We start from the raw sequence: 20,473 nt of genomic DNA, 5'->3' as shown, positions 1-20,473 counted from the left end.
GTATGGTTCGCACGATCAATCCGTGGCGGGATACGGCAATGATTTGGAGAACACACTCGTCGGGGGCCGGGCGAACAATGTACTCGATGGAGGGCTCGGGGCCGATACGATGAGCGGCGGTGTCGGTGATGATATCTATATTGTGGATGATGTCAACGACCGTGTGATCGAGCAAACAGATGAGGGGATCGACATGGTGCAGAGCACCGCGAGCTACACCCTCAGCGAGCATGTCGAGAATCTTACCCTCCTGGGAATTCCGCCATCAATGCGACCGGCAACGCGCTGAATAATCACGTGCAAGGCAACGAGTCATCGGAACGTGCTTGATGGAGGGCTGGGAACGATACGCTTGCCGGATTCGGCGGGGCCGACACCTATCTCTTTGTTCGAGGTTCGGGCCGCGATACGGTGTTCGATTCAGGGCCGGCCGATGAGATCGATACGATTCAGTTTGGTTCAACCGTGGCGGTGGATGATGTCGACGTCTATCGCAATGGGTTCAATCTTGAGCTGGTTATTCGTGGAACTGCCGATGAGCTGACACTGGTTTCATTCTTTGGGCTGGCTGGATATGAGCAAAAACAAGTGCGATTTGCCGACGGCACCCTGTGGGACAGTGCCGAGTTGAGCGCGCGAGCAGTGGTTGGCGCGACCATCACGGGAACATTCGAGAGCGAAACCATGGTGGGAACTGATGGGCATGATCTGTTGATCGGATCGGCGGGGAACGACGTGGTCCAGGGAGGGGATGGCAAGGATACGCTCTACGGAGATACGACGTTCCAATCGTTGTTCGGCCCGCAAGTGATCGGCGACGACACGTTACTCGGCGGGGCCGGTGACGACACCCTGTTCGACTTCAGAGGCAATAATCTGTTCGATGGCGGAGCTGGGAACGACACGCTGGTTCTGGGGACGGGCGTTGATACGGTTCTGTTCGGTCGAGGATCCGGCCTGGATCGAGTGAGTCTCGATGGCGGCAGAAATGACATCGATGTCATTCACATGGCGGCGGACATCGCGCCGACTGATGTCGTGTTGTCTTGGCGATCGTCTTCCGTTGCAGACATTCTTATTTCTGACAGCGGGGATAGACTCACGGTACAGCTTTCAACGGATTCGTTTGCGGTGGGTCCCGAAACCACACAGGCACGTGTGCGATTTGCCGATGGCACTGAACGGAGTCTGGAATGGTCTTCCCTCAACGTCGGCGTGCCTGCTGCTCGTCGGGTGATGATGTGCTCAGTGCTTTGTTCCCTGCCGCTCTGGCCGGGCTTGGTGGGGATGATACTTATCTTCTCGGCGGTTCGGGTGTCGCTGGAACCTATGGGGTCATTGAAGCAGAAGGTGACGGGATCGACACCATTCAAAGTCTTTTCGACTATGTGTTGGATCCGCACGTGGAAAATCTCATTCTCGCGGAGGACGGCGGTGCTACACAAGGGACTGGTAACGAGTTAGACAATCTCATCATCGGCAACACCGGCGACAATATTCTCGGTGGTGGGGAGGGGGACGATGTGTTGGTCGGCGGGATCTTTCTGGAGCTTGAGGGACCGCCCTACATCGAAGAGACCGGGAGCGACATTCTCATCGGTGGGGCCGGCGACGATGTTCTCATGGCCGATGGTGGCGATCTCGTCTCTGACATGGCGAATTCGCCTTTGGGAAGACGGCTGTTCGACGAAGCCGTATTGAATGTTCGGGAAGATGTGCCTCGCCTTGCCGACGATCTCTTCATTGGAGGGACCGGCAACGATACCTACGTCGTGCATAGTCAACAACAGACGATTGCGGAGTTCAACAACGAAGGGACCGATACCGTCAGGAGCACGGTGACCTATGTCCTGGGTGAGCATCTCGAAAATCTCATGTTGGTCTCGCCTCCCGAACGCTATGACGATGACGACAATCTTATCCCCGCGCCACCACTCGACGGCACCGGCAATGAGTTGGATAATCTGTTGATTGGCTCCGGAGACGCCAACCTACTTTCCGGTCTCGCAGGGCGCGATACGCTCGCTGGAGGTCATGACTCTGATACCCTTCTCGGCGGCATCGGCCACGACACGTACCTTTTCAACATCGGCGACGGGATCGACACGATCGAGGACGTGGCGAGCATCGGGGAAGGCAACCGCATTCAGTTCGGCGTAGGGATTACTCCCCGTGATCTCACGTTCACGCACGATGAGAGTGAACGAACGCTCACCATTCAGGTCGGCGATAGCGGAGCTGACCAGCTCGTGCTCCCGAACTTCGATCCGAGCGGGGCGACCGGGTCCCTCGTCGTCGAGACGCTGGCCTTTGCAGACGGGAGCGAAGCGATGCTCACGAGTCTGTTGGGGCCCACGATCACCATCTATGGGACTGACAACAATGACGTCGCGGTAGGTACCGCTGGTGGTGACGGCATCGATGCCGGGAATGGTGACGATACGGTCTATGGAAATGCTGGGAATGATTTCATCCTTGCCGGGGGCGGTGTCGATTCAGTTTCGGGCGATGAGGGTGCCGACGCCATTTTCGGAGGGAGCGGGACTGATTATCTCTATGGTGGCGAGGGGGATGATGCCATCAACGGCGACGAGGGCCACGATGTCGTCGTGGGTGATGCGGGGAACGATACCCTTTCAGGCGGTGCGGGCAATGATGTACTGAATGGCGGTGTAGGTGCCGATCAACTCTCTGGCGGTGAGGGGGACGACACACTCTACATCGATGCGGCGGATACCACGGTCAGTGGCGGTACGGGTTACGATGCCGTGACGGTGGTAGGGACCGACGCCGTGATTTTGGACGCCACCACTGCAGAAGTGGAATTTGTGGCCGGGAGCAGTGGGAACGACGTCCTTACGGCAGTGGGTGGTGTGACCGGCGTCACGTTCTATGGTGGCGAGGGGAACGATCAGCTGATCGGTGGGGATGGGAACGATGTGTTGGTTGGTCAAGCTGGTGAAGATATTCTGGCCGGGGGTGTGGGCCATGACGTGCTCAACGGCGGTGATGGAGACGATCACCTCAGTGGGGAAGTCGGCGATGATACGTTCTACGCGGGAGCAGGTAACGATCAAGTCACTGGAGGTGATGGTAGCGATTCGGTGAGTGGTGATGACGGGGCTGACGCAATCTTTGGCGGAAACGGGGCCGATTATCTCTACGGTGGCGAGGGAGATGACGTGATCAACGGCGACGAGGGCCACGATGTCGTCGTGGGTGATGCGGGGAACGATACCCTTTCAGGCGGTGCGGGCAATGATGTACTGAATGGCGGTGCAGGTGCCGATCAACTCTCTGGAGGCGAGGGGACGACACGCTCTGCATCGATGCGGCCGATATCGTGGTCAGTGGGGGACCGGGCTATGACGCGATAACGGTGATGGGAACGGACGCCGTGATTTTGGACGCCACCACTGCAGAAGTGGAATTTGTGGCCGGGAGCAGTGGGAACGACGTCCTTACGGCAGTGGGTGGTGTGACCGGCGTCACGTTCTATGGTGGCGAGGGGAACGATCAGCTGATCGGTGGGGATGGGAATGATGTACTGGTCGGTCAAGCTGGTGGAGATATCCTGACCGGGGGTGTGGGCCATGACGTGCTCAACGGCGCCGAGGGCGAGGATATTCTGGTCGGCGAGTCTGGGAACGATATGGTCTATGGTGGAACCGGCAGCGATCAGATCAGTGGCGGAGACGGCGACGATACGATAAGCGGGGATGACGGAGCCGATTGGATTTTCGGCGGAGGTGGCGGTGATTATCTCTCCGGTGGTGACGGCGATGATGTCATGAGCGGTGATGAGGGCAATGACACGCTGGTCGGCCACACAGGAGACGATACGATCGCTGGTGGTGTTGGAAACGATTATCTGGCCGGAGGGACCGGAAATGACGTATACGTTTTTACTCGAGGAGATGAGGCCGACACCATTTCAGAGGTTGATGTAACTGCGGGTAATACCGATCGCTTGGCGTTCGGTACGGCGATCAATCCATTGGATCTGATTCTTAGCAGGCAGGCGAACGATCTGAGGCTGGCGATTCGCGGCACCAGTGATCAGGTGGCCATTGAAAACTGGTATCTCGGCGACGAGCACCACGTGGAGACGATCCAAGCCGGGAATGGCCAGGCGCTACTCAATACTCAGGTTGATCAACTGATTCATGCCATGGCAGCGTTCACAGAACAAACGGGTCTGACCTGGGATCAGGCTGTCGATCAACGGCCACAAGATGTCCAGCCGTCTTGGCGGCGAGTTGGCAATAGATGAGAAGCGGGATCAGCCTCAGAACTCGGCCGGATGCGTTAGTCGCTCGGCGGCTCAAAATGTCCGGAGGGGCGTTGTTGCCAGGGCACGGTGGCCTGGCGAGACTGCTTCACCAAACTGCGGAGACTCATTTCAGCGGCACGGAGGAGTTTTGGATCCCCGGCCTGCATGAGCGTTGTTAACAGAACATAGAGCGATCGATCGGCTCGTGATGCGGCGAGGATGCGATCGGTTACCGGATCGATGTGCGAAGGGTCCGGCGCTTCACCCTCGTCTGCGTCGGTGAACAGGTGTGTAAAGGATTGCGGCTCATCAAACAACCACGGTGGAGGGATATGAAGCGCTCTGGCGAGGGCTTGGATCGTCTCTGCTGTGGGGTCCATTTGGCCTGATTCGATTTGTTCAAGAAGAGAGGTGGGAATGCCAGCCGCGTCTGATAATAACTCGACAGACTGATTTTTTGAGTGCCTCCAACTCTGGATGCGTAGACCGATCGACATGGACAAGATGATACACAATAGAAGGTCGAGCTTCAACGAAAGGCGAGGGAAGTTCTAAATGTAATATACTTTTCAATATGTTACATGGAGTTTTCGATTGAGTGTCAAATCGAGTATAATGCGCGCAAGTTGTATTGCGGTGAAGGAGGTAGAGATTTATGTTGGGAACAGACATTCGTGGCATCATGGCTGAGGAAGAAGAGGTTCAGCGACGTCAAGACGCACTCAAGTCTCTCGTGACGATGAGGGCTAAGCAGCTTCGGGAATCGTTGGACGAGCGAATCAAGCGTGCAAGGAGCAGCGGGGATTGGACCCAGCTTTCAAAGGCGGAGTGCGCGAGCTTGCACAAGCGAGAAAAGGCCCACTTGAAATCTCAGCTTGAGCAGTTGCAGTTCGAGCAAAATCGTACGCGTGGGAAGCTGACTGCGCTGAAGCGCGCTAAGGCTCGGGCCCAGCGAATCCGCGCCGCGGAAGCGGCCTCCGAACGAAGGCGCCGGTGATCGGCGATCTTCTCTCTCTCCATCCTATCCCTTCGGGAGCGATGTTGGGGCGCTAAGTGGATGCAACGACGCATCTCCGGGCCCTCACTCGCTCTCAGGGCACTCTCATCCGTCGGCTTCTTCGTGAGAAGAACGTCAGATCACAAGAGGGGGCGTTTGTTGTCGAAGGGACCAAATCCTGCCTGGACCTCATTTCGCGACACGTCGGTGCCATCGAGAGCCTGGTCCTCTCCCCACATTATCTCCGTACCGAGACCGATGCTGAGCGGCACGTACGGTCTCAATTGCCCGCATCTCAGTTTGTGTGTCCGGACAGTGCATTTGAGAAGCTGACTGATGTGGAAAGGCCGCAAGGGATACTCGCGGTCGTTCGACAGCCACGATGGGACGAAGCGCAGGTTTTCAACCGGACGACGGTACTCGGAATCTATGCTGATCGGCTTCAAGATCCGGCGAACGTCGGGGCGATCATTAGAACGGCCGCGGCGCTGGGTCTTTCTGGAGTATGGTTAAGTGCAGAGTGTGCCGATCCCTTCGGCCCGAAAGTTGTCCGTGCCGCAGCCGGTTCGATCGTAAATATCCCGATTTTTTGGGGGCGGGAGATTCGGACATTTTCCACGTATAGATGTGAAATTTACTCGGCGGTCCTCCCATCGGCTGGTATAGTCTCACTCAGGAACATTCAAAAGATTCCGAGCCGCCTCGTGATCGCCCTCGGCAACGAGGGTGCGGGGCTGGCGCCGGACGTCGTCGCGGCATCTCCCGTCAAATTTTCTATTCCACTCGCCGATGGGATGGAGTCTCTCAATGTCGCTGCCACGGCGGCGATCTCGGCATTTTATTTTAGCGGACTGCCGTTTGATTCCGTGACGGGATAACGGAGAAACTTCAATGCGCGGCATGAACATTTGAAAAGAGGCCATAATAGGCCTAGTATGATGAGATATCTGTGGAATGGAAGAGGTGGGAGACGGTAATGGCATTGGTATTTGCTCTGGTGTGGGGGATGAACATCGCGCTTGGCGTGGGGATGGCTTTTGCCGAGCCTGTGGCGCAGGTGTATAGTCTGGACATGATTGTCGATCTGGCCTTGACGAAGAACCCCGTCGTGTCGTTGGCAGAAGGAAACATCGAGCAACAAAAGGGTCAGCAGACGGCGGCTGGTGCCTATCCCAACCCTGTCGTCACCGGCTTCGGCGGCCGTGGGATGCTTCGAGATACCTCCCGAGTGAGTGGTGGGACGAGTCCCGATCCCCAAGCACTGTCGGAATACAATGTGACGGTCGGGCAACCCGTTGAATGGCCTGCACTGCGCGCCGCTCGTCAGCAGGTTGCAGATCTTGGCTTTGCGACGGCCAACGTGGGCTTGTTGGAGACTCGACTGAATTTGTCGTCTCAGGTCAAGGCTGCGTTTTACGACTTGTTGTTGGCACAGCAGGGGGCCAACATTGCGCGACAAAATCTTGATACCGTCGAAGGCGTGGCACGGATCGTCAAGGCGCGGGTCACATCAGGCGAGGCCCCTCAATTTGAGTCCATCAAGGCAGAGGTGGAAGTCCTGAAAGCCCGGCAGCAGCTCGCACGTGCAGACAATGTCGTTCGCATCAGCCGTGTCGTTGTTGACACCTTAACAGGCGGTGCGCTTGGGGCGACGTATACGGTCCAGGGCGAGTTTAGGATGGTCCCGCGTGATTTACAGATCGAAGGGCTCATGGTCCGCATGATGGACCAGCATCCGACCATTCAACGTCTGCTGAGGTCAGTGGAGCGATCGGACTGGAAGATCGAGTTTGAACGCCAGGCACGGGTGCCGACTGTGACCGTCAGCGGGAGTTATTGGCGTGAGCTGGGGCGTGAAGCGTTTCAAGGGGGACTCTCCGTTCCCATGCCGCTGTGGTATCGACGTCAGGGAGAAATTGCAGCGTCGTTAGGGGCTAAGCGCCGTGAGGAGGCTGAGTTGCTCAGGACGCGTAATGAACTGGGGCGGGCTGTCTATCAACATTATCAGGATGTTCGCACCACGGCTGAGTTGATCGAGGTCTTTGATAAGGGGTTGCTCAAACAAGCTCAGGAGGCGCTGAGGCTTGCGCAGTTCAGCTTTCAGCAAGGGGCGTCGAGCCTGCTGGAAGTGCTCGATGCGCAACGTGTGGAACGACAAATACTATTGGACTATGCCGAGGCGAGGCATGCCCTCTCCGTCTCACTCGCGCGTCTTGAGCAAGCCGTAGGGGGAGCATTGTGAGGAATCTGTTCAATTTATTGCGAGAGTCGTCACTGTGTATCAGCCGAGGATTCTGTGGGTTGCTCTTTGGTCTGGCGACGATGAACGCAGGCTGTGATGGGACGCCGAGTGACGTGGTGGCCAGTAAGTCGACCGCTGACGTCGTGACACCAGGGCTTATCACGCTGTCGGCAGAGGAGTCGTCACGAGTGGGGCTTGTCGTCCAACCGGCGGCACTCAGCGACTTTCGAACGCATCGGGATTTCCCTGCGATCGTTCAGCCCAATCAACGGAATATGGCGGAGATTACGACGTTGGTTCGCGGGCGAGTCGTCGATGTGTATGGTGACCTTGGCCAAGAAGTCAAGGCGAATGCCCCGCTGGCGATTTTATACAGTAGTGAATTGGGCCTCGCGCAGTCGGCAACATCGAGCTCAGGCGAAACTCCACGTTGCGGAACAAGCCTATGGACGGGCAAAATTCTTGTTGGAAGAAAAGGTCATAGGAGAAGCGGAACTGCAGCGTCGTCATGCGGAATTGTTGAGTATCCAGGCTGAAGCCAATGAGTCGCGTGATCGACTGAAGCTGCTGGGCATGAGCGTCGACGAATTGCGTCGGCTCGACCGGAGTCGTGAGATTCGGTCTGTGGTGCCGATCGTGGCGCCATTCGCCGGTCGCATCATCGGGCGCAATCTGACGCGTGGCGAAGTCGTCGAGACGACGGAGAATTTGTTTGTCATTGCGGATCTCTCGGAAGTCTGGATTCTCGCCAATATCCCCGGGAGAGGGATATTCCATTTGTCCATTCTATCCATGCCTCCGGTGGCACACAGGTCGAAGTGCGGATCAATGCCTATCCCAAGAAACGTTCAAGGCATGATCACGTACGTGGGAGATGTGCTGGATCCCGTGACGCGCACGATGCAACTGAGGCTTGAATTGCCGAATCCAGACGGACGGCTCAAGCCCGAAATGTTCGCGACCATTCGGCTGTTTTCAGAGGCGCAGCCAGATCGATTGGCGGTGCCGGAGACTGCCTTGCAACGCGATCAAGGCCGCACCTTCGTCTTCGTCGTCATCATCTTTGCGATGATGATGGGGATCGGAGGAGTGTACGCGTTTCGAACCATCCCCATCGACGCCTTCCCCGATGTGACCAGCGTGTTGGTCCAGGTGGTGACGAAGGCTCCAGGTCTCTCGCCGACTGAGGTCGAGCGCTTGGTCACGTACCCGATCGAGCTTCAACTCGCAGGTGTGCCTCGCCCTCACAGAAATGCGCTCCTGACAAAGGTCGGGCTGTCGCTCATTACGATTGTCTTTGATGATTCGATGGATATTAACGTCGCTCGACAGTTGGTGCTCGAGCGGTTGCTCGAAGTCGAGGAGCTCCTTCCGTCAGGGGCCGAACCTATGCTGGCACCGAATAGTACCGGGCTGGGCGAGGTGTTCCAGTATTATTTGGAGGACAGACGCGGATCGGCGATGAACCAGGAAGCTGAGCACCAGAGTTTGATCGAACAGCGAACGATTCAAGATTGGGTCATTCGTCCCATTCTGAAAGGCACGCCGGAAGTCATCGACGTCAATTCCATGGGTGGCTTCGTCAAACAATATCAGGTGTTGGTCGAGCCTGGTCTGCTTCGAAAATATGGCCTGACTCTCAGAGAAGTCTTTGACGCCGTGGCGAGAAATAACGCCAATGCCGGCGGCAATATTCTGGAAAAGCATGACGAAAAATATATTGTGCGTGGGATCGGGCTGATTCGCTCCCTGAGTGACATCGAACGCATCGTCGTCAAGGAAACCGGTGGCACTCCGGTCTACATCTCTGATGTGGCCCACGTGGTGATCGACCATGCGGTGAGACATGGGGCCACGGTGCTGAACGGAGAGCGTGAGGTCGTGAGCGGGATCGTGCTGATGTTACGGGGCGGCAACGCTCGAGATGTTATCGAAGGTCTTAAAGGACGGATCGACGACATTCATGCCAAGAACTTGCTTCCGAATGGATGGCGGATCGTCCCGTTTTATGACCGCATCGAGCTGATCACGGCCGCACTGAATACCGTCTATAAGTCGCTGGCGGAAGGCGTGGCGCTCGTCGTCGTGGTGTTGTTCCTCTTCCTTGGGAATTTGCGCAGCGCGCTGATCGTCGTCGGGACCTTGGTGTTGGCGCCGCTGGCCACATTTATTGTCATGGGGCAAATCGGGCTGACGGCCAACTTGATGTCTCTTGGAGGATTGGCCATCGCGATCGGCATGATTGTGGATGGGTCAGTCGTCGTCGTCGAAAACGTGTACCGCCATCTCTCGCACCATTCGGCTGCCGCAATACCAAGGCTTCAGCTCGTCACGCAAGCGGTGAAAGAAGTCGGACAGCCGGTCGTCTTTGGGATTCTGATCATTATCTTGGTGTTTCTCCCGCTCCTCTCGCTTCACGGGATGGAGGGCAAGATGTTCAAGCCACTTGCCTATACCATCATGATCGCGCTGCTGGTCTCTCTTGTGTTATCGCTCACGCTGTCGCCGGTGCTCTGCTCGTTGGCACTCAAACAGGGGAGTGAGGAGGATCCGTGGATCGTCCGACAAGCGAAGCGGCTCTATGCGCCGTCCCTTCGATGGGCGCTTGGACACCGGATCGTGGTGTTGGCTTTGGCTGTCGGAGCTTTGGTCGGAGCATTGGCCTTAGTGCCGTTTCTGGGAAGCGAATTTATCCCGATTCTAAATGAAGGGTCACTGGCTCCACAAACCATTCGTCTTCCGAGCGTGTCGTTGCCGGCGTCGATTGAGATCGAGAAACGTATGCAGCAAGCGATTATGGAGTTTCCAGAAGTAGAGATGGTGGTCTCGAAAATCGGCCGAACGGAATTGGGAAATGATCCACAGGAGCCGAATGAGAGCGATCCGGTCGTCCGGCTTCGGCCGCTGGACCAATGGACGACGGCAAAGACGAGGCCGGAGCTTGTTCAAAAGTTCCGTGAACGCTTGACCAGTGTGGCCGGAGCGACGTTTCTTATCAGCCAACCGATCCAACAGCGGGTTGATGAGTTGATTTCCGGTGTGCGGACGGAAGCCACCGTCAAGCTGTTTGGTGATGATCTGGAGATCCTTCGAGACAAGGCACAGGAAATCGCTGAGGTGTTGGAAACCGTCCGAGGTGTGCGGGACATCAAAGTGGAGCAGTTATTTGGACAGCCGTATCTCACGATTGATGTCGATCGAGGCAAGATTGCCAGGCATGGGATCAATGTGTCCGATGTCCGAGAGATCATCACGACCGCGATTGGTGGTGAAGTGGCGACGCGCGTCTATGAAGGACAGCAGCGGTTCGATCTCATTCTACGGTTTCCAGAACAGTATCGGGACAGTGTGGAAGCGATCAGCAATATTCGGGTGAGCGATCATGCCGGTGCCTTGATCCCTCTGGCGGACTTAGGCACTGTGGAGTTGGAAGAGGGGCCTGGGCGTATCAGTCGCGAGCAGCTTCAGCGGTATGTGTCGATCGGGTTCAACACATTGGGACGAGATATCGGCAGTCTGGTTGCGGAGGCGCAGCAGAAAATCGAGCAGCGTGTAGATCTTCCCATCGGGTACAAAGTGACATGGGGCGGCTCGTTTGAGAATATGGAACGAGCCATGGCCAAACTGCAAATCATTGTTCCGATCACGATTGGATTGATCTTCCTGTTGCTCTACTCGACCTTCAATTCCCTCCGTCAGGCGACCCTGATCATCTTGAACTTACCGTTTGCCATGATCGGTGGAGTGGTGGCGCTGTGGCTGACGGGAGAATATCTGAGCGTGCCGGCATCCGTCGGTTTTATCAACCTGTTCGGTGTGGCTGTGCTGAACGGCATCGTGCTGGTCTCCTACATGAACAAACTTCGCGACGATGGCCATAGCCTGGATGAAGCGGTGACGTCGGGGGCACTCCTGCGGTTACGCCCCGTACTGATGACTGCGTTGGTTGCGTTGTTGGGTCTTGTCCCACTGGCATTTGCGCAGGGAATCGGGTCCGAAGTGCAGCGGCCGCTCGAAATCGTCGTCATCGGCGGCCTTGTGAGCTCGACGTTGCTGACGCTGATCATGCTGCCGGTACTCTATCGCTGGCTGGAAGAGGGTTCGCAAGGGACGACGCCCGAGGGTGATCCGCAAGGAGGCGTAACCGGTGACTCGCCTGAGTCACCCTTCGAGACGCCTCAGGGGACCCAGGAGCCTCGACGCTCCCACCAACCAGGCAGCCTGCCGTCGACGTGATGTGGAATCAGGCTCGAGGAGGACGAAACAAATATGACAATGCGAAACGTGATCATGGGAGTTGTGTTGAGCCTCACTCTTATCCTTGTGGTGGGAGCGCATGTGCTCGCGGTTCAGACGGATACCGATTCTCAAGGTGGGGACGATGTCAGAGGAAACGTACTTTATTCTCAGCATTGCGCAGGCTGTCATGGACTAAAGGGTCAAGGAGACGGGTACATGATGCTGGGACCAGACCCGGCGAATCTCACGAGACCGTCGACCGCGCGAAAGTCTGACATGGTGTTGCTGGAAACCATTCATGAAGGAAAACCCAACATGCCGTCCTGGAAGCGTCTTTTGTCGGAAGAGGAGAGCCGAGCTGTGTTGGCCTACGTCCGGACGCTGGCGAAGTAGAGAGGGGTTCTGAAGCTTCTGTCCGATGCGGGTCGCAGTCGATCTCAAGTCACCGCATAGTCGCCGCCTTTTCACATTCCATTGTACGCACCTGAGTTCTGACCAGTGTATTGAGCGCTGAATCGCACACTCATCAGCAGCTGAAAAGACCCGACCTGCAGGAACTCGCGTCTTGCAACATACGGAACAGTGTGGATTCCGAGAGAGGATAACTGACGAAGAGAGTGGTGCCGAGGGACAGAATCGAACTGTCGACACCAGCCTTTTCAGGGCTGTGCTCTGCCAACTGAGCTACCTCGGCACCTTGGGTATGACGTCGACCGGGCGCATCTTACCAAGGTCGTGCATCGGACTTCCACATCTTTTATCTGTGCGGATTTCTACCATGAAGCTCCACGCCCTGGTACCTGTGAGCAGTGTGCTCTGTGGCCAGCAGGCAACCGTAACGGGGCGATCTGGGAAAAGTAGATGGAGGATATGGCTATTGACGTACGTTCACGTGAGGTTAGACCGGTGGGAAACGCAAATGATGAGTGTGGAGTAGAAGTTTTTGTCGATTCGGCACGCCGACTTTGTCGAAGATACTGGTAAGGTGGTGGCGGACGGTACTGTTAGCGATGGATAAGCGATAAGCAATATCCTTGTTTGACATCCCTTGGCCGACAAGTTGGATAACTTCTCGTTCACGCTCGGTAAGCGCGTCAGGCCACGGCGTGGCCTGTTCCCTCGAATCGTACCTTTCCAGGATAGACGCTTGGAGATCCAACGGCCCTCCAACATTGTTCCCCATGCAGGTCCCGTTGTCTGGTGAAGGGGATAAGGTTTCGATTGTGGCCAGCACAACCGCCGGGGGACTCCAAACTACGAGCTTACTGGTGGGAGAGCACTCTTGGATCTGTTGGATGGTTCCGATGGCGTCTCGTTCGGTTTCGGTGTCCAGAATAACGATGTCAGGCCGATACTGTGTGAGGAGTGTTTGATTTCCGTCCCGCTGGACCGGCTCTCCCACAACACGCATGGTCCTGGAGTGTTCAAGGATACTCTTTAAGCCTAGCCAGACGACATACTGGCCACTGATAATCGCGACGGTTCGGAGTGAAACCTGCGCATTTACCTTAGCCATAGTTCTCCTTCTGGTATCTATTTTGCCGCCGCTTGCTCTGACGATCTCTAGGTATACATAGATCTGAAATATGATGCTCAATAGCCATAGTCGAAGTACGTATAGCAATTCAGACATCGATGAAGCAAGAGAAAATGTTCCCCAATGTTTTGATCAGGAGCATTTATACGGATAAGGCGTATACGAACGGACCCAGTCAAATTGTATCAATGTGACACAGATTCTATGGACGAGTCGGCAAACTCATCAATCGGGGTACCGGCAGCAATCCTGTCGATAGTCACTGGCAGAAACCAGTGAAATTAGTCGTCTACACTTGATTCGTCTTCCATCATTCTCTTTCGAGTAGGGGGTCTGTTGCGTCTTCAGTACTGTTCTAAAGTACGACAATTCTCAATCGTCTTACGGAATGGTTCAGCAATGTTTCAAAATGAAGAACAGAGGTGGCTCCGGTTGTTTGGACAGCGCAGGCCATTCCTTAAGTGGTGCCTGGCTGATGGCTGACTACGCGGTGGTCTGCCGTGTGGTCAGATTGTCATCATAGACCTGGTCCGGCGTCTGGCCAGCAAGCGCCTGATGCGGTCGGGTCTGGTTATAGAACCGCAGATAGCGCTCCAACCCCTGCTGGGCCGCGCTGATGGTGTCATACGCGTGCAAATACACCTCCTCATATTTCAGGCTCTTCCAGAGTCGCTCCACGAACACGTTATCCCGCCAGCACCCTTTGCCGTCCATGCTGATCTGAATCCCTGGCCTTTCAAGAGCCCCGTGAACTCCTGGCTGGTGAACTGACACCCCTTGGTCGGTGTTGAAGATCTTGGGACAGCCATACTGCGTGATCGCTTCCCGCACGGCGTCGAGACAGAAGTCCGTGGTTAGCGTATTGGAGAGCCGCCAGGCCAACACCCGGCGACTGGCCCAGTCCAGAATGGCAAACAGATACACGAAGCCCCGGCGCATCGGAATGTACGTGATATCGGCAGCCCACATGATTTGGGCGCGTGATGGTCAGCTGTCGTAGTAAGTACGGATAAGTCCGGTGAGCGGGATGCCGCTGGCTGGTCCTCGGCTTCCGATAGATCGCCGTGATGCCCATCCGTCGCATCAACGTCGCGACCTGTCGTCTCCCAATAGCGTGGCCCTCTTGCCGGAGGAGATCACGCAGCATGCGGGCGCCGGCAAAGGATACTGCAGATGCAACTCGTCAATCCGACGCATCAGTGCCAGTGTCGTATCAGGAACGGACCTCGGCTGGTAGTAGGCGGTGGACCGAGCCAGCCGCAGCACCTGGCATTGTCGCCCGATCGGTAATGGATGGGTGCGATCGATCATCGCTTTGCGCTCAGCAAGCCCGCCTTGGTGAGCGCGCCTTCTAAAAAATCATTCTCCAGCGTCAGTTGTCCGATCTTTGCGTGCAAGGTCTTGAGGTCCGGCGCCTCTGCCGGTGGTTTCGACCCGCCAAACACGTCCGCCGCCCGGGCCAGGAGCTGCTGCTTCCACTCGGTGATCTGGGTGGGATGGACCTGGAATTGCTCAGCCAATTCCGCCACCGTCTTCTCTCCTTTGACAGCGGCCAACGCCACCTGGACCTTAAAGGTCGCTCCATGATTCCGTCGGGTTCTTTTCATCGCCTCGCTCCTTTGTGTTGCCACCACTCGATGGCCTTGGTGAAGCCAGGCTACCACTTAGCACACTGTCCGAATTTCCGGAGCCCCCTCTTACAGCAGAGCGATGGATCGAGAAGGGTTGGATGACGAAAGTTCTACCCACACCATGAATGATGTGTGCCGCATCATTGTACGGACTGCACTGTATCACGATCAGTCGATACCTCTTGGGGGCTCATCCTCACTCCACGTCATTGATCGTACGCCCTCCGACAAGCGCTTGACCGGACAAAGGTGCCGGATGCGAACAGCATCTCTACACATTAACTAGACATATGTCCGATAGCAGATGTGCACCATGCTTTCCTAGGATGCGCGCTGCAACTCCCGTCTTGAATTGGGCTTGGACTGAGGGGGCGAAGCTGTGACTGCTACCAGTGGAGTGCAATTGGTTGTAGAGGAAAGAAACGCGACCGCCCCGGCTGAGGATCGTTGCTGGTACGCGATACAGACACATTCTCGTCATGAAAAGCCTGTGCGTGACCGGCTCATGGCAGGAGGCATAGAGCCGTTTCTCCCTTTGAGTAAACAACGTCGGCAGTGGTCAGACCGCAAGGTGTGGACAACGGTGCCCTTGTTTCATGGCTATTGTTTCGCAAGGTTTTCGCTGAGTGATAGCCTCGTGGTCCTCAAAACCCCGGGTGTCGCCCGTATCGTTGGTGTGTCGAAACCAGAACCGATACAGGAGGAGGAAATTACGGCCCTCCAACAAGTCTCGTCGGCGAATCGCATGATGGAACCATGCGATTACCTTATTGAAGGCAAGTGGGTGGAGGTGGTGCAGGGGCCGCTCACAGGGTTACGCGGACAGCTCATCAGACGAACCAAACATCATGGGTTGGTGATCCGAGCCTCTCTCATTCAGCAAGCCGCGCTTGTCTATATCGAGGCCGATGAAGTTGCGCCGATTCACTAAGTTGGTGCTGATCATAGCCCTGCCTTTTGCTCTGAACAATGCGGGGAGATATTGACGGTGGCCGTATGGCCAGACCTAGCTATACAAAAGGTCAGATGAAAGTGGCACTCTCTAAGTTGAGTGCCGGTCGATCTGTCAGCGATGTCTCTCGTGAGGATGGGATTCCCCAGCGGACGCTCTACCGGTGGCGTGCGAGGCTTACCATGAGCCCGAGGCCGACCACAGAGCAGTTGCGTGTTTTGGAAGCTGAACATCGTCGGCTGCAACGACAATTTGCGGAGCTTGCGCTGGACCATTCGACGCTCAGGGCAGCCTTACTGAAGGACGTCAAAGGAGAGTGTTAGACATGCACACAATTCCGGAACCGGCGTCTGTTCTCTTGGTGGGCCTGGCATTGCTCGGACTTGGTGTGTGGAGTCGGCGAGCATTGAAGACTCAGAGCTAAGCTGATCTCAAGTCCGTTTGTAATGTGAAGGCCACCCCGATCTCAGATCGAGGTGGCCTTCTTCTTTAGAACGCTACTCCTGCCGCTTCTACCAACGAGAGTCTTTTCTTATCAACAGTTCCTCTTGCCCATCCTACGCTTATCGTGAGCTCTCAGAGGATAGTGGGCTCATCCGACAGGCTGCGCATGTCTCACGCGTGCGGTTCCCCTCAGGTTCATGAACAGGAAAGATCTACCAAGCGACTGTTGTCTCGGGTATGATCCTCGGAATGGAGCGATGCATTGGGACGGTAGTGAGTCAAAGTGGTGGTGGAGGATGATAATGAGGTCATTACAGCACCAGCCTGTAGGGGTTTCCAGCATGGTCCTGTTGCTCCTCGTTGCATCAGCTGACTTGAGCTGGGGACAAGGTGCCGAACCGCAAAAGAATCCACGGGTGGAGCTGTCACTCAGATCGTGGTTGTTCACGGCGGGTGAAACCAGATGGAGTCATGACGCATCTGGACTCGATCCCCGGCTGGGCGATCCGACCTCAAAGCTGGTCTACAATGATAACGATACCCATATCATCGAACTGGGAGGAAAGGTCCACTTCGGTCGCCGTGGGTTTGTCCGGGCTGAAGGCGGGTTCTCTGTCTCGTTTGATCGAGGACTCCTCGTGGATGATGATTTCACGGCGGTGGGTGGACAGCACATCTTTTCACGAACGCATAGTGATATTTCTGGATCAGGTACTCAATATGGGCGCCTTGATCTTGGGTTCCGTGCGGCCGAGTTTACAGGGTCGCGTGGATATGTCGACGTATTCGCCGGTTTTCAGTATTGGAGGACCAGGTACGAGGCGACCGGTGTCCGCCAGGAGATCTGTACCCCTTCAGGAATTCCTGGTTTGTCTTGTACGCCGAACCTTAACTTGACTGGTGTGACGGCCATCACGAATACCGCGCATTGGATCACGCCCATCCATATTGGAGTCGAAACGGAATATCACGTCACCCGTCGAGTGAGCCTTGACTTCAAGGTCTCCGTGAGTCCTGTCAGTCTTCTCTACAACGAAGACGTGCATCATCTTCGCTCAGACCTACAGCAGGATCCGAGCTTTTCGATGTGGGGAATCGGAGTCGGTGCCACAGCAGGGGCAGGTGTGAAGTTCTCGCTGACGGGGAATCTCGCCCTAACAGGAGGCTATCGCGTCATGTGGAACCGCACGTATGACGGTGAGTGGAAAAATCATCCCATTGGAGGTGGTACCGACAGGGTTTCTCTTAACGAGTTCCAAACCATTCGTCATGGGGTGCTCATCGGGCTGACCGGTTCTTTTTAAACTTCCAGAAGGATCGTAGAAGCTACCGTCTCGAACGTCCTGACGGCAGGGTTTCCTCTTCGTATTCCACGAACAGGCGCTTAGCCTCAGGATTGAGTTGGCTCGGGTGTCCGTAGGGGATGCCCTGCGTCCTGAACAACGGCGTCAGTTTCCCGTTGGGATGGAGATAGCCCGCTCTGAGCGGGACTGTCCGCTTGCTATGCCGTACCAGACGGCATGTCGTAGGCCGGATCGAGGTCAGCCAATCGGCAATGTCCTGAGGATTCCCGATCGAAGCGGAGAGCAACAGGAGTCTTGCCTGTGATGGGCAAAAGATGATGGTCTCTTCCCACACGACTCCACGCTCAGGATCGGCCAGATATTGCGACTCATCCAAAATCACCAGCCCCAGCGTGTCCAACCTGACATCGATTTCTCCGCTGGCTGCATCGTAGAGCAGATTGCGGAGAATTTCTGTCGTCATGATCAGCAACGGAGCCTGGCCGTTCTCTTGCCGGTCGCCGGTGAGAATGCCGACTTTCTCCGACCCGAAGAGCCGTGAAAACTCCGTATATTTTGTGTTGGACAACGCCTTAAGTGGGGAGGTGTAGATGACGGTGCGATTGTCCTCCATGGCGCGGCGGGCTGCTTCCACTGCGACGTAGGTCTTGCCGCTTCCCGTGGGCACGCTGATCACGACGTCGGTTGCACTCACCGCTGAGAGGGCCTCGGTCTGCCACGGGTCCGGCACGAACGGTTGTGGAGTCGGTACACCGATGCCTTCCAACCAACTGGCGAGTGAGATAGCTGGTTCCATCACCGCTGGGATCGGTGCTTGCGCGGGTAGTTGCTTCCGGGTGCTGAGTGGAGGGGCGTGTCGCACCTCGGGCAAGCAGAGCCTGGAGATCGGATTCCAGACCGGCACGATTCTGACTCGAATGTTGAAGCAATAACTCGATCAGACGTCGTTTACCGGCGCGGAATTGTCGATGAACACGGCCGCGGGCCAGGCGATGCAAGAGCGCCACGGGTTGCTGTGCGAGCAGTCGTTCGAGTTCGTCAGAAGTCATGTCTTTCTCGTGAAGCGTATTGGTCGACAGTTTCAACTTTCATGTTTCAGGTTTGAGGTGTTTTGGATTCTGGATGACTTGAAACGTTGAACGTGAAACTTGGAACTCAAAATCGAAGGAATGAACGACGCTTCATGAATGACGAGAGACGCGTTCACGGCAGTTCCTCCAAGACTCCGCGTCGGATCAGCGCAAGTGCTTCTGCTGCAGAATCAGCCAATCCAGGATGGGTGGCTTTGAGTGTCTGTATCTGAGAGAGGAATTCAATCGTTCTGGCAAGCAGCCGGTGATATCTCCTTCTGCCATGGTGGTGAGTCGACAGAGGCCGATCCAGGTGAGCGTCGGCTCGAGCGATCCACCGCTCGGCTAATGCGGCCACGTCCGCGCGAAGGAGCGGTGGGTCTTCGTGTGGTGACAGACTCTCCGCGGAGCTGCGAACTTGCCGCAGTAGCGAACTCAAGCTCGGACTAATGCGGGGAAATGCTCCCGGGCGATCATCGTCGTGAGCCAAGCTGGCCATGATGCCGGCGAGAAGCGACGGGTCCGCGCCGGTGAACGCCTCGGCACGAATCAGTTCCGTGATCAGGGAGTGAGTGATCGTGCGGGATCAGTCGTGCCCATTCTCCATCGGCGGTGAGTTGCGCGGTCGAGGAGATACCCGAATGTCTGGAGGACGTCCACGCCTTCTTGACAGCGGTGCCAGAGGCTGGTTCGCAGCGCTTGAATGGACTTGGCAGTGCCGGTGCTGTTCTTGGCGAAGTCGGAAGGCAGGGGGAAGTCCTTTTGACAAGCTGGTCGGGACGAAAAGGTCGGTCAGGAAGTCCCCAAAGGATCCGCACGACGGCATCCGGCAAACGGTTCCACGGAAGGCGGTCAAAATGGGGAGAATGGGCAATCGGGGAGGAAGATTCTCCAACTGCTCGCTGAGCCGATCGAACGATTCTGTCGAGCACCAGGGATGGCTCCGGGAGCTCCGCACAGTCGTAGGTTCGGTCATAGACTTCTCGCACACTGGTCACCGGGCATTCTGTGACGGCGCCACCAGGCCGCAGCATGGTCAGCATGGAATTCTTTTGGCCTTTACTCCGATACTGTCTGAGAACAATTCCATGCCCCCTATGAAGTCCTACCACTCGTCCCGGTGTGAGAAATGATAACCGTGCGGCGACCTCCGGCGACTCTGGTCGATGCGTCTGATGTCGGGTTGGACGGTGCCGCCGTACGTGATCGAAGGATTGCCATTGCGTGATCCAATCCGTTCACACCGAGGACCGAACGATACTTGTGTGCAGCAGATCTAATTTCCGTTCAAGAAGCTCCGCCCGTTGGTTGAGTTGGAATTGCGCAAAACCCTTCTCCAGGATGCCTTGAATGTGCTCGTGTGGATGCGCCTTGAGGAGGTTCAGGACCATCGGGTAGCTGATGGTGAATTGGCTGTCGATCGCTTCCGGTTGTCCCGTCAGTCCTTTCGTGAGGACGTTCAGGTCGATGTGGGGAGGGGTGGATCACCGCAAAGCCCACGTGATCTTTTCCTCGTCGGCCGGCTCGCCCCCGCGATCTGCTGCACTTCGCCGATGGTCAGGTCGGTGAAGTCGCGGGACTTGCGGATGCTGGATTGGTGATGACGACCGTGCGTGGTGCCGGAAAGTCGACGCCTGCTGCCAGCGTAGTGGTGGCGAACACGGCATCGAGATGGCCCTGTCGCATCAGTTCTTCGATCGCGATTTTCCACGAGGGAAGATGCCCCGCATGATGGGCGGCCACCCCGATCCGTTGGACGATGGGAATGAGAGGATGTTCGGCGA

General features: G+C 56.3%; 19 protein-coding genes, 1 tRNA gene and 1 pseudogene. 14 read left to right on the top strand and 7 right to left on the bottom strand.

Annotated features, from left to right (window positions below):
• Window positions 1–22: 22 nt before the first annotated feature.
• The 4 genes from IPM58_14635 (at window position 23) to IPM58_14620 (ending at window position 4,273) form a co-directional block, all read left to right on the top strand.
• Window positions 23–289 carry a hypothetical protein gene (locus IPM58_14635; protein MBK9308278.1) on the top strand — a complete coding sequence of 89 codons (267 nt, stop codon included), beginning with the start codon at window positions 23–25 and terminating at the stop codon, window positions 287–289.
• 122 nt (window positions 290–411) lie between these two features.
• The gene (locus tag IPM58_14630) at window positions 412–1,464 is read left to right on the top strand and encodes a hypothetical protein (GenBank protein MBK9308277.1); all 1,053 of its coding nucleotides are present in this window, start codon (window positions 412–414) and stop codon (window positions 1,462–1,464) included.
• Window positions 1,404–3,377 carry a hypothetical protein gene (locus IPM58_14625; protein ID MBK9308276.1) on the top strand — a complete coding sequence of 658 codons (1,974 nt, stop codon included), beginning with the start codon at window positions 1,404–1,406 and terminating at the stop codon, window positions 3,375–3,377. The genes IPM58_14630 and IPM58_14625 overlap by 61 nt, the downstream gene beginning before the upstream one ends.
• Window positions 3,378–3,382: 5 nt before the next feature.
• The gene (locus IPM58_14620; GenBank protein ID MBK9308275.1) at window positions 3,383–4,273 is read left to right on the top strand and encodes a hypothetical protein; all 891 of its coding nucleotides are present in this window, start codon (window positions 3,383–3,385) and stop codon (window positions 4,271–4,273) included.
• Window positions 4,274–4,308: 35 nt separating this feature from the next.
• Here IPM58_14620 and IPM58_14615 read toward each other — a convergent pair whose 3' ends face one another.
• Window positions 4,309–4,770, bottom strand: coding sequence for a helix-turn-helix transcriptional regulator (locus IPM58_14615; GenBank protein MBK9308274.1), 462 nt, complete (start codon window positions 4,768–4,770; stop codon window positions 4,309–4,311).
• 158 nt (window positions 4,771–4,928) lie between these two features.
• On the opposite strand from IPM58_14615, the gene IPM58_14610 reads away from it, so the two are divergent.
• From IPM58_14610 to IPM58_14585, 6 genes are all read left to right on the top strand, one after another.
• Window positions 4,929–5,270: a hypothetical protein gene (locus tag IPM58_14610; protein ID MBK9308273.1), complete on the top strand. Its 342-nt coding sequence runs from the start codon at window positions 4,929–4,931 to the stop codon at window positions 5,268–5,270.
• A gap of 56 nt (window positions 5,271–5,326) precedes the next feature.
• The gene (locus IPM58_14605) at window positions 5,327–6,148 is read left to right on the top strand and encodes an RNA methyltransferase (GenBank protein MBK9308272.1); all 822 of its coding nucleotides are present in this window, start codon (window positions 5,327–5,329) and stop codon (window positions 6,146–6,148) included.
• Between the two features lie 98 nt (window positions 6,149–6,246).
• A complete protein-coding gene (locus IPM58_14600) occupies window positions 6,247–7,512 on the top strand; it encodes a TolC family protein (GenBank protein ID MBK9308271.1) in 1,266 nt (421 codons plus the stop codon).
• Window positions 7,509–8,048 carry an efflux RND transporter periplasmic adaptor subunit gene (locus IPM58_14595; protein ID MBK9308270.1) on the top strand — a complete coding sequence of 180 codons (540 nt, stop codon included), beginning with the start codon at window positions 7,509–7,511 and terminating at the stop codon, window positions 8,046–8,048. The genes IPM58_14600 and IPM58_14595 overlap by 4 nt, the downstream gene beginning before the upstream one ends.
• Window positions 7,975–11,748, top strand: coding sequence for a CusA/CzcA family heavy metal efflux RND transporter (locus tag IPM58_14590; protein MBK9308269.1), 3,774 nt, complete (start codon window positions 7,975–7,977; stop codon window positions 11,746–11,748). The genes IPM58_14595 and IPM58_14590 overlap by 74 nt, the downstream gene beginning before the upstream one ends.
• 33 nt (window positions 11,749–11,781) lie before the next feature.
• Window positions 11,782–12,144 carry a cytochrome c gene (locus IPM58_14585; protein ID MBK9308268.1) on the top strand — a complete coding sequence of 121 codons (363 nt, stop codon included), beginning with the start codon at window positions 11,782–11,784 and terminating at the stop codon, window positions 12,142–12,144.
• A gap of 225 nt (window positions 12,145–12,369) precedes the next feature.
• Here the strand turns inward: IPM58_14585 and IPM58_14580 are convergent.
• The 3 genes and pseudogenes from IPM58_14580 to IPM58_14570 all read right to left on the bottom strand — a co-directional run bounded on the left by IPM58_14580 (window position 12,370) and on the right by IPM58_14570 (window position 14,895).
• Window positions 12,370–12,445: transfer RNA gene (locus IPM58_14580), tRNA-Phe, on the bottom strand.
• 204 nt (window positions 12,446–12,649) lie between these two features.
• Window positions 12,650–13,267 carry a response regulator transcription factor gene (locus IPM58_14575; GenBank protein MBK9308267.1) on the bottom strand — a complete coding sequence of 206 codons (618 nt, stop codon included), beginning with the start codon at window positions 13,265–13,267 and terminating at the stop codon, window positions 12,650–12,652.
• Between the two features lie 504 nt (window positions 13,268–13,771).
• Window positions 13,772–14,895 (bottom strand): annotated as a pseudogene (locus IPM58_14570) (IS3 family transposase).
• A gap of 403 nt (window positions 14,896–15,298) precedes the next feature.
• Here IPM58_14570 and IPM58_14565 point away from each other — a divergent pair.
• The 4 genes from IPM58_14565 (at window position 15,299) to IPM58_14550 (ending at window position 17,619) form a co-directional block, all read left to right on the top strand.
• Window positions 15,299–15,850, top strand: a complete 552-nt coding sequence (locus tag IPM58_14565; protein ID MBK9308266.1) for a UpxY family transcription antiterminator — start codon at window positions 15,299–15,301, stop codon at window positions 15,848–15,850.
• 65 nt (window positions 15,851–15,915) lie between these two features.
• Entirely contained in the window at window positions 15,916–16,194 is a 279-nt protein-coding gene (locus IPM58_14560; protein ID MBK9308265.1) for a transposase, read from the top strand.
• Window positions 16,195–16,196: 2 nt separating this feature from the next.
• The gene (locus tag IPM58_14555) at window positions 16,197–16,295 is read left to right on the top strand and encodes a PEP-CTERM sorting domain-containing protein (GenBank protein MBK9308264.1); all 99 of its coding nucleotides are present in this window, start codon (window positions 16,197–16,199) and stop codon (window positions 16,293–16,295) included.
• A 322-nt stretch (window positions 16,296–16,617) separates the two neighbouring features.
• Entirely contained in the window at window positions 16,618–17,619 is a 1,002-nt protein-coding gene (locus tag IPM58_14550) for a hypothetical protein (protein MBK9308263.1), read from the top strand.
• Window positions 17,620–17,641: 22 nt separating this feature from the next.
• On the opposite strand, the gene IPM58_14545 is transcribed toward IPM58_14550, so the two are convergent.
• The 3 genes from IPM58_14545 to IPM58_14535 form a co-directional block, all read right to left on the bottom strand.
• Window positions 17,642–18,523 (bottom strand): DEAD/DEAH box helicase, encoded by an 882-nt coding sequence (locus tag IPM58_14545; protein MBK9308262.1) that lies wholly within the window; start codon window positions 18,521–18,523, stop codon window positions 17,642–17,644.
• Between the two features lie 299 nt (window positions 18,524–18,822).
• Window positions 18,823–19,266 carry a hypothetical protein gene (locus IPM58_14540; GenBank protein MBK9308261.1) on the bottom strand — a complete coding sequence of 148 codons (444 nt, stop codon included), beginning with the start codon at window positions 19,264–19,266 and terminating at the stop codon, window positions 18,823–18,825.
• A gap of 980 nt (window positions 19,267–20,246) precedes the next feature.
• A partial coding sequence (locus IPM58_14535; GenBank protein ID MBK9308260.1) for a hypothetical protein occupies window positions 20,247–20,473 on the bottom strand: 227 nt, incomplete at its 5' end.

The sequence above is a fragment of the Nitrospira sp. genome (assembly GCA_016715825.1).
In the GTDB taxonomy this organism is placed as follows: domain Bacteria; phylum Nitrospirota; class Nitrospiria; order Nitrospirales; family Nitrospiraceae; genus Nitrospira_D.
Note: the sequence above shows the minus strand (reverse complement) of the source record. Positions and strands in the feature narration are given on the sequence as shown.

Coding starts and splice junctions, on each gene's coding strand:
- IPM58_14615 (MBK9308274.1), bottom strand. CDS start 4,770: ATGTCGATCGGTCTACGCATCCAGAGTTGGAGGCACTCAAAAAATCAG.
- IPM58_14555 (MBK9308264.1), top strand. CDS start 16,197: ATGCACACAATTCCGGAACCGGCGTCTGTTCTCTTGGTGGGCCTGGCA.
- IPM58_14610 (MBK9308273.1), top strand. CDS start 4,929: ATGTTGGGAACAGACATTCGTGGCATCATGGCTGAGGAAGAAGAGGTT.
- IPM58_14620 (MBK9308275.1), top strand. CDS start 3,383: ATGGGAACGGACGCCGTGATTTTGGACGCCACCACTGCAGAAGTGGAA.
- IPM58_14585 (MBK9308268.1), top strand. CDS start 11,782: ATGACAATGCGAAACGTGATCATGGGAGTTGTGTTGAGCCTCACTCTT.
- IPM58_14600 (MBK9308271.1), top strand. CDS start 6,247: ATGGCATTGGTATTTGCTCTGGTGTGGGGGATGAACATCGCGCTTGGC.
- IPM58_14575 (MBK9308267.1), bottom strand. CDS start 13,267: ATGGCTAAGGTAAATGCGCAGGTTTCACTCCGAACCGTCGCGATTATC.
- IPM58_14550 (MBK9308263.1), top strand. CDS start 16,618: ATGAGGTCATTACAGCACCAGCCTGTAGGGGTTTCCAGCATGGTCCTG.
- IPM58_14560 (MBK9308265.1), top strand. CDS start 15,916: ATGGCCAGACCTAGCTATACAAAAGGTCAGATGAAAGTGGCACTCTCT.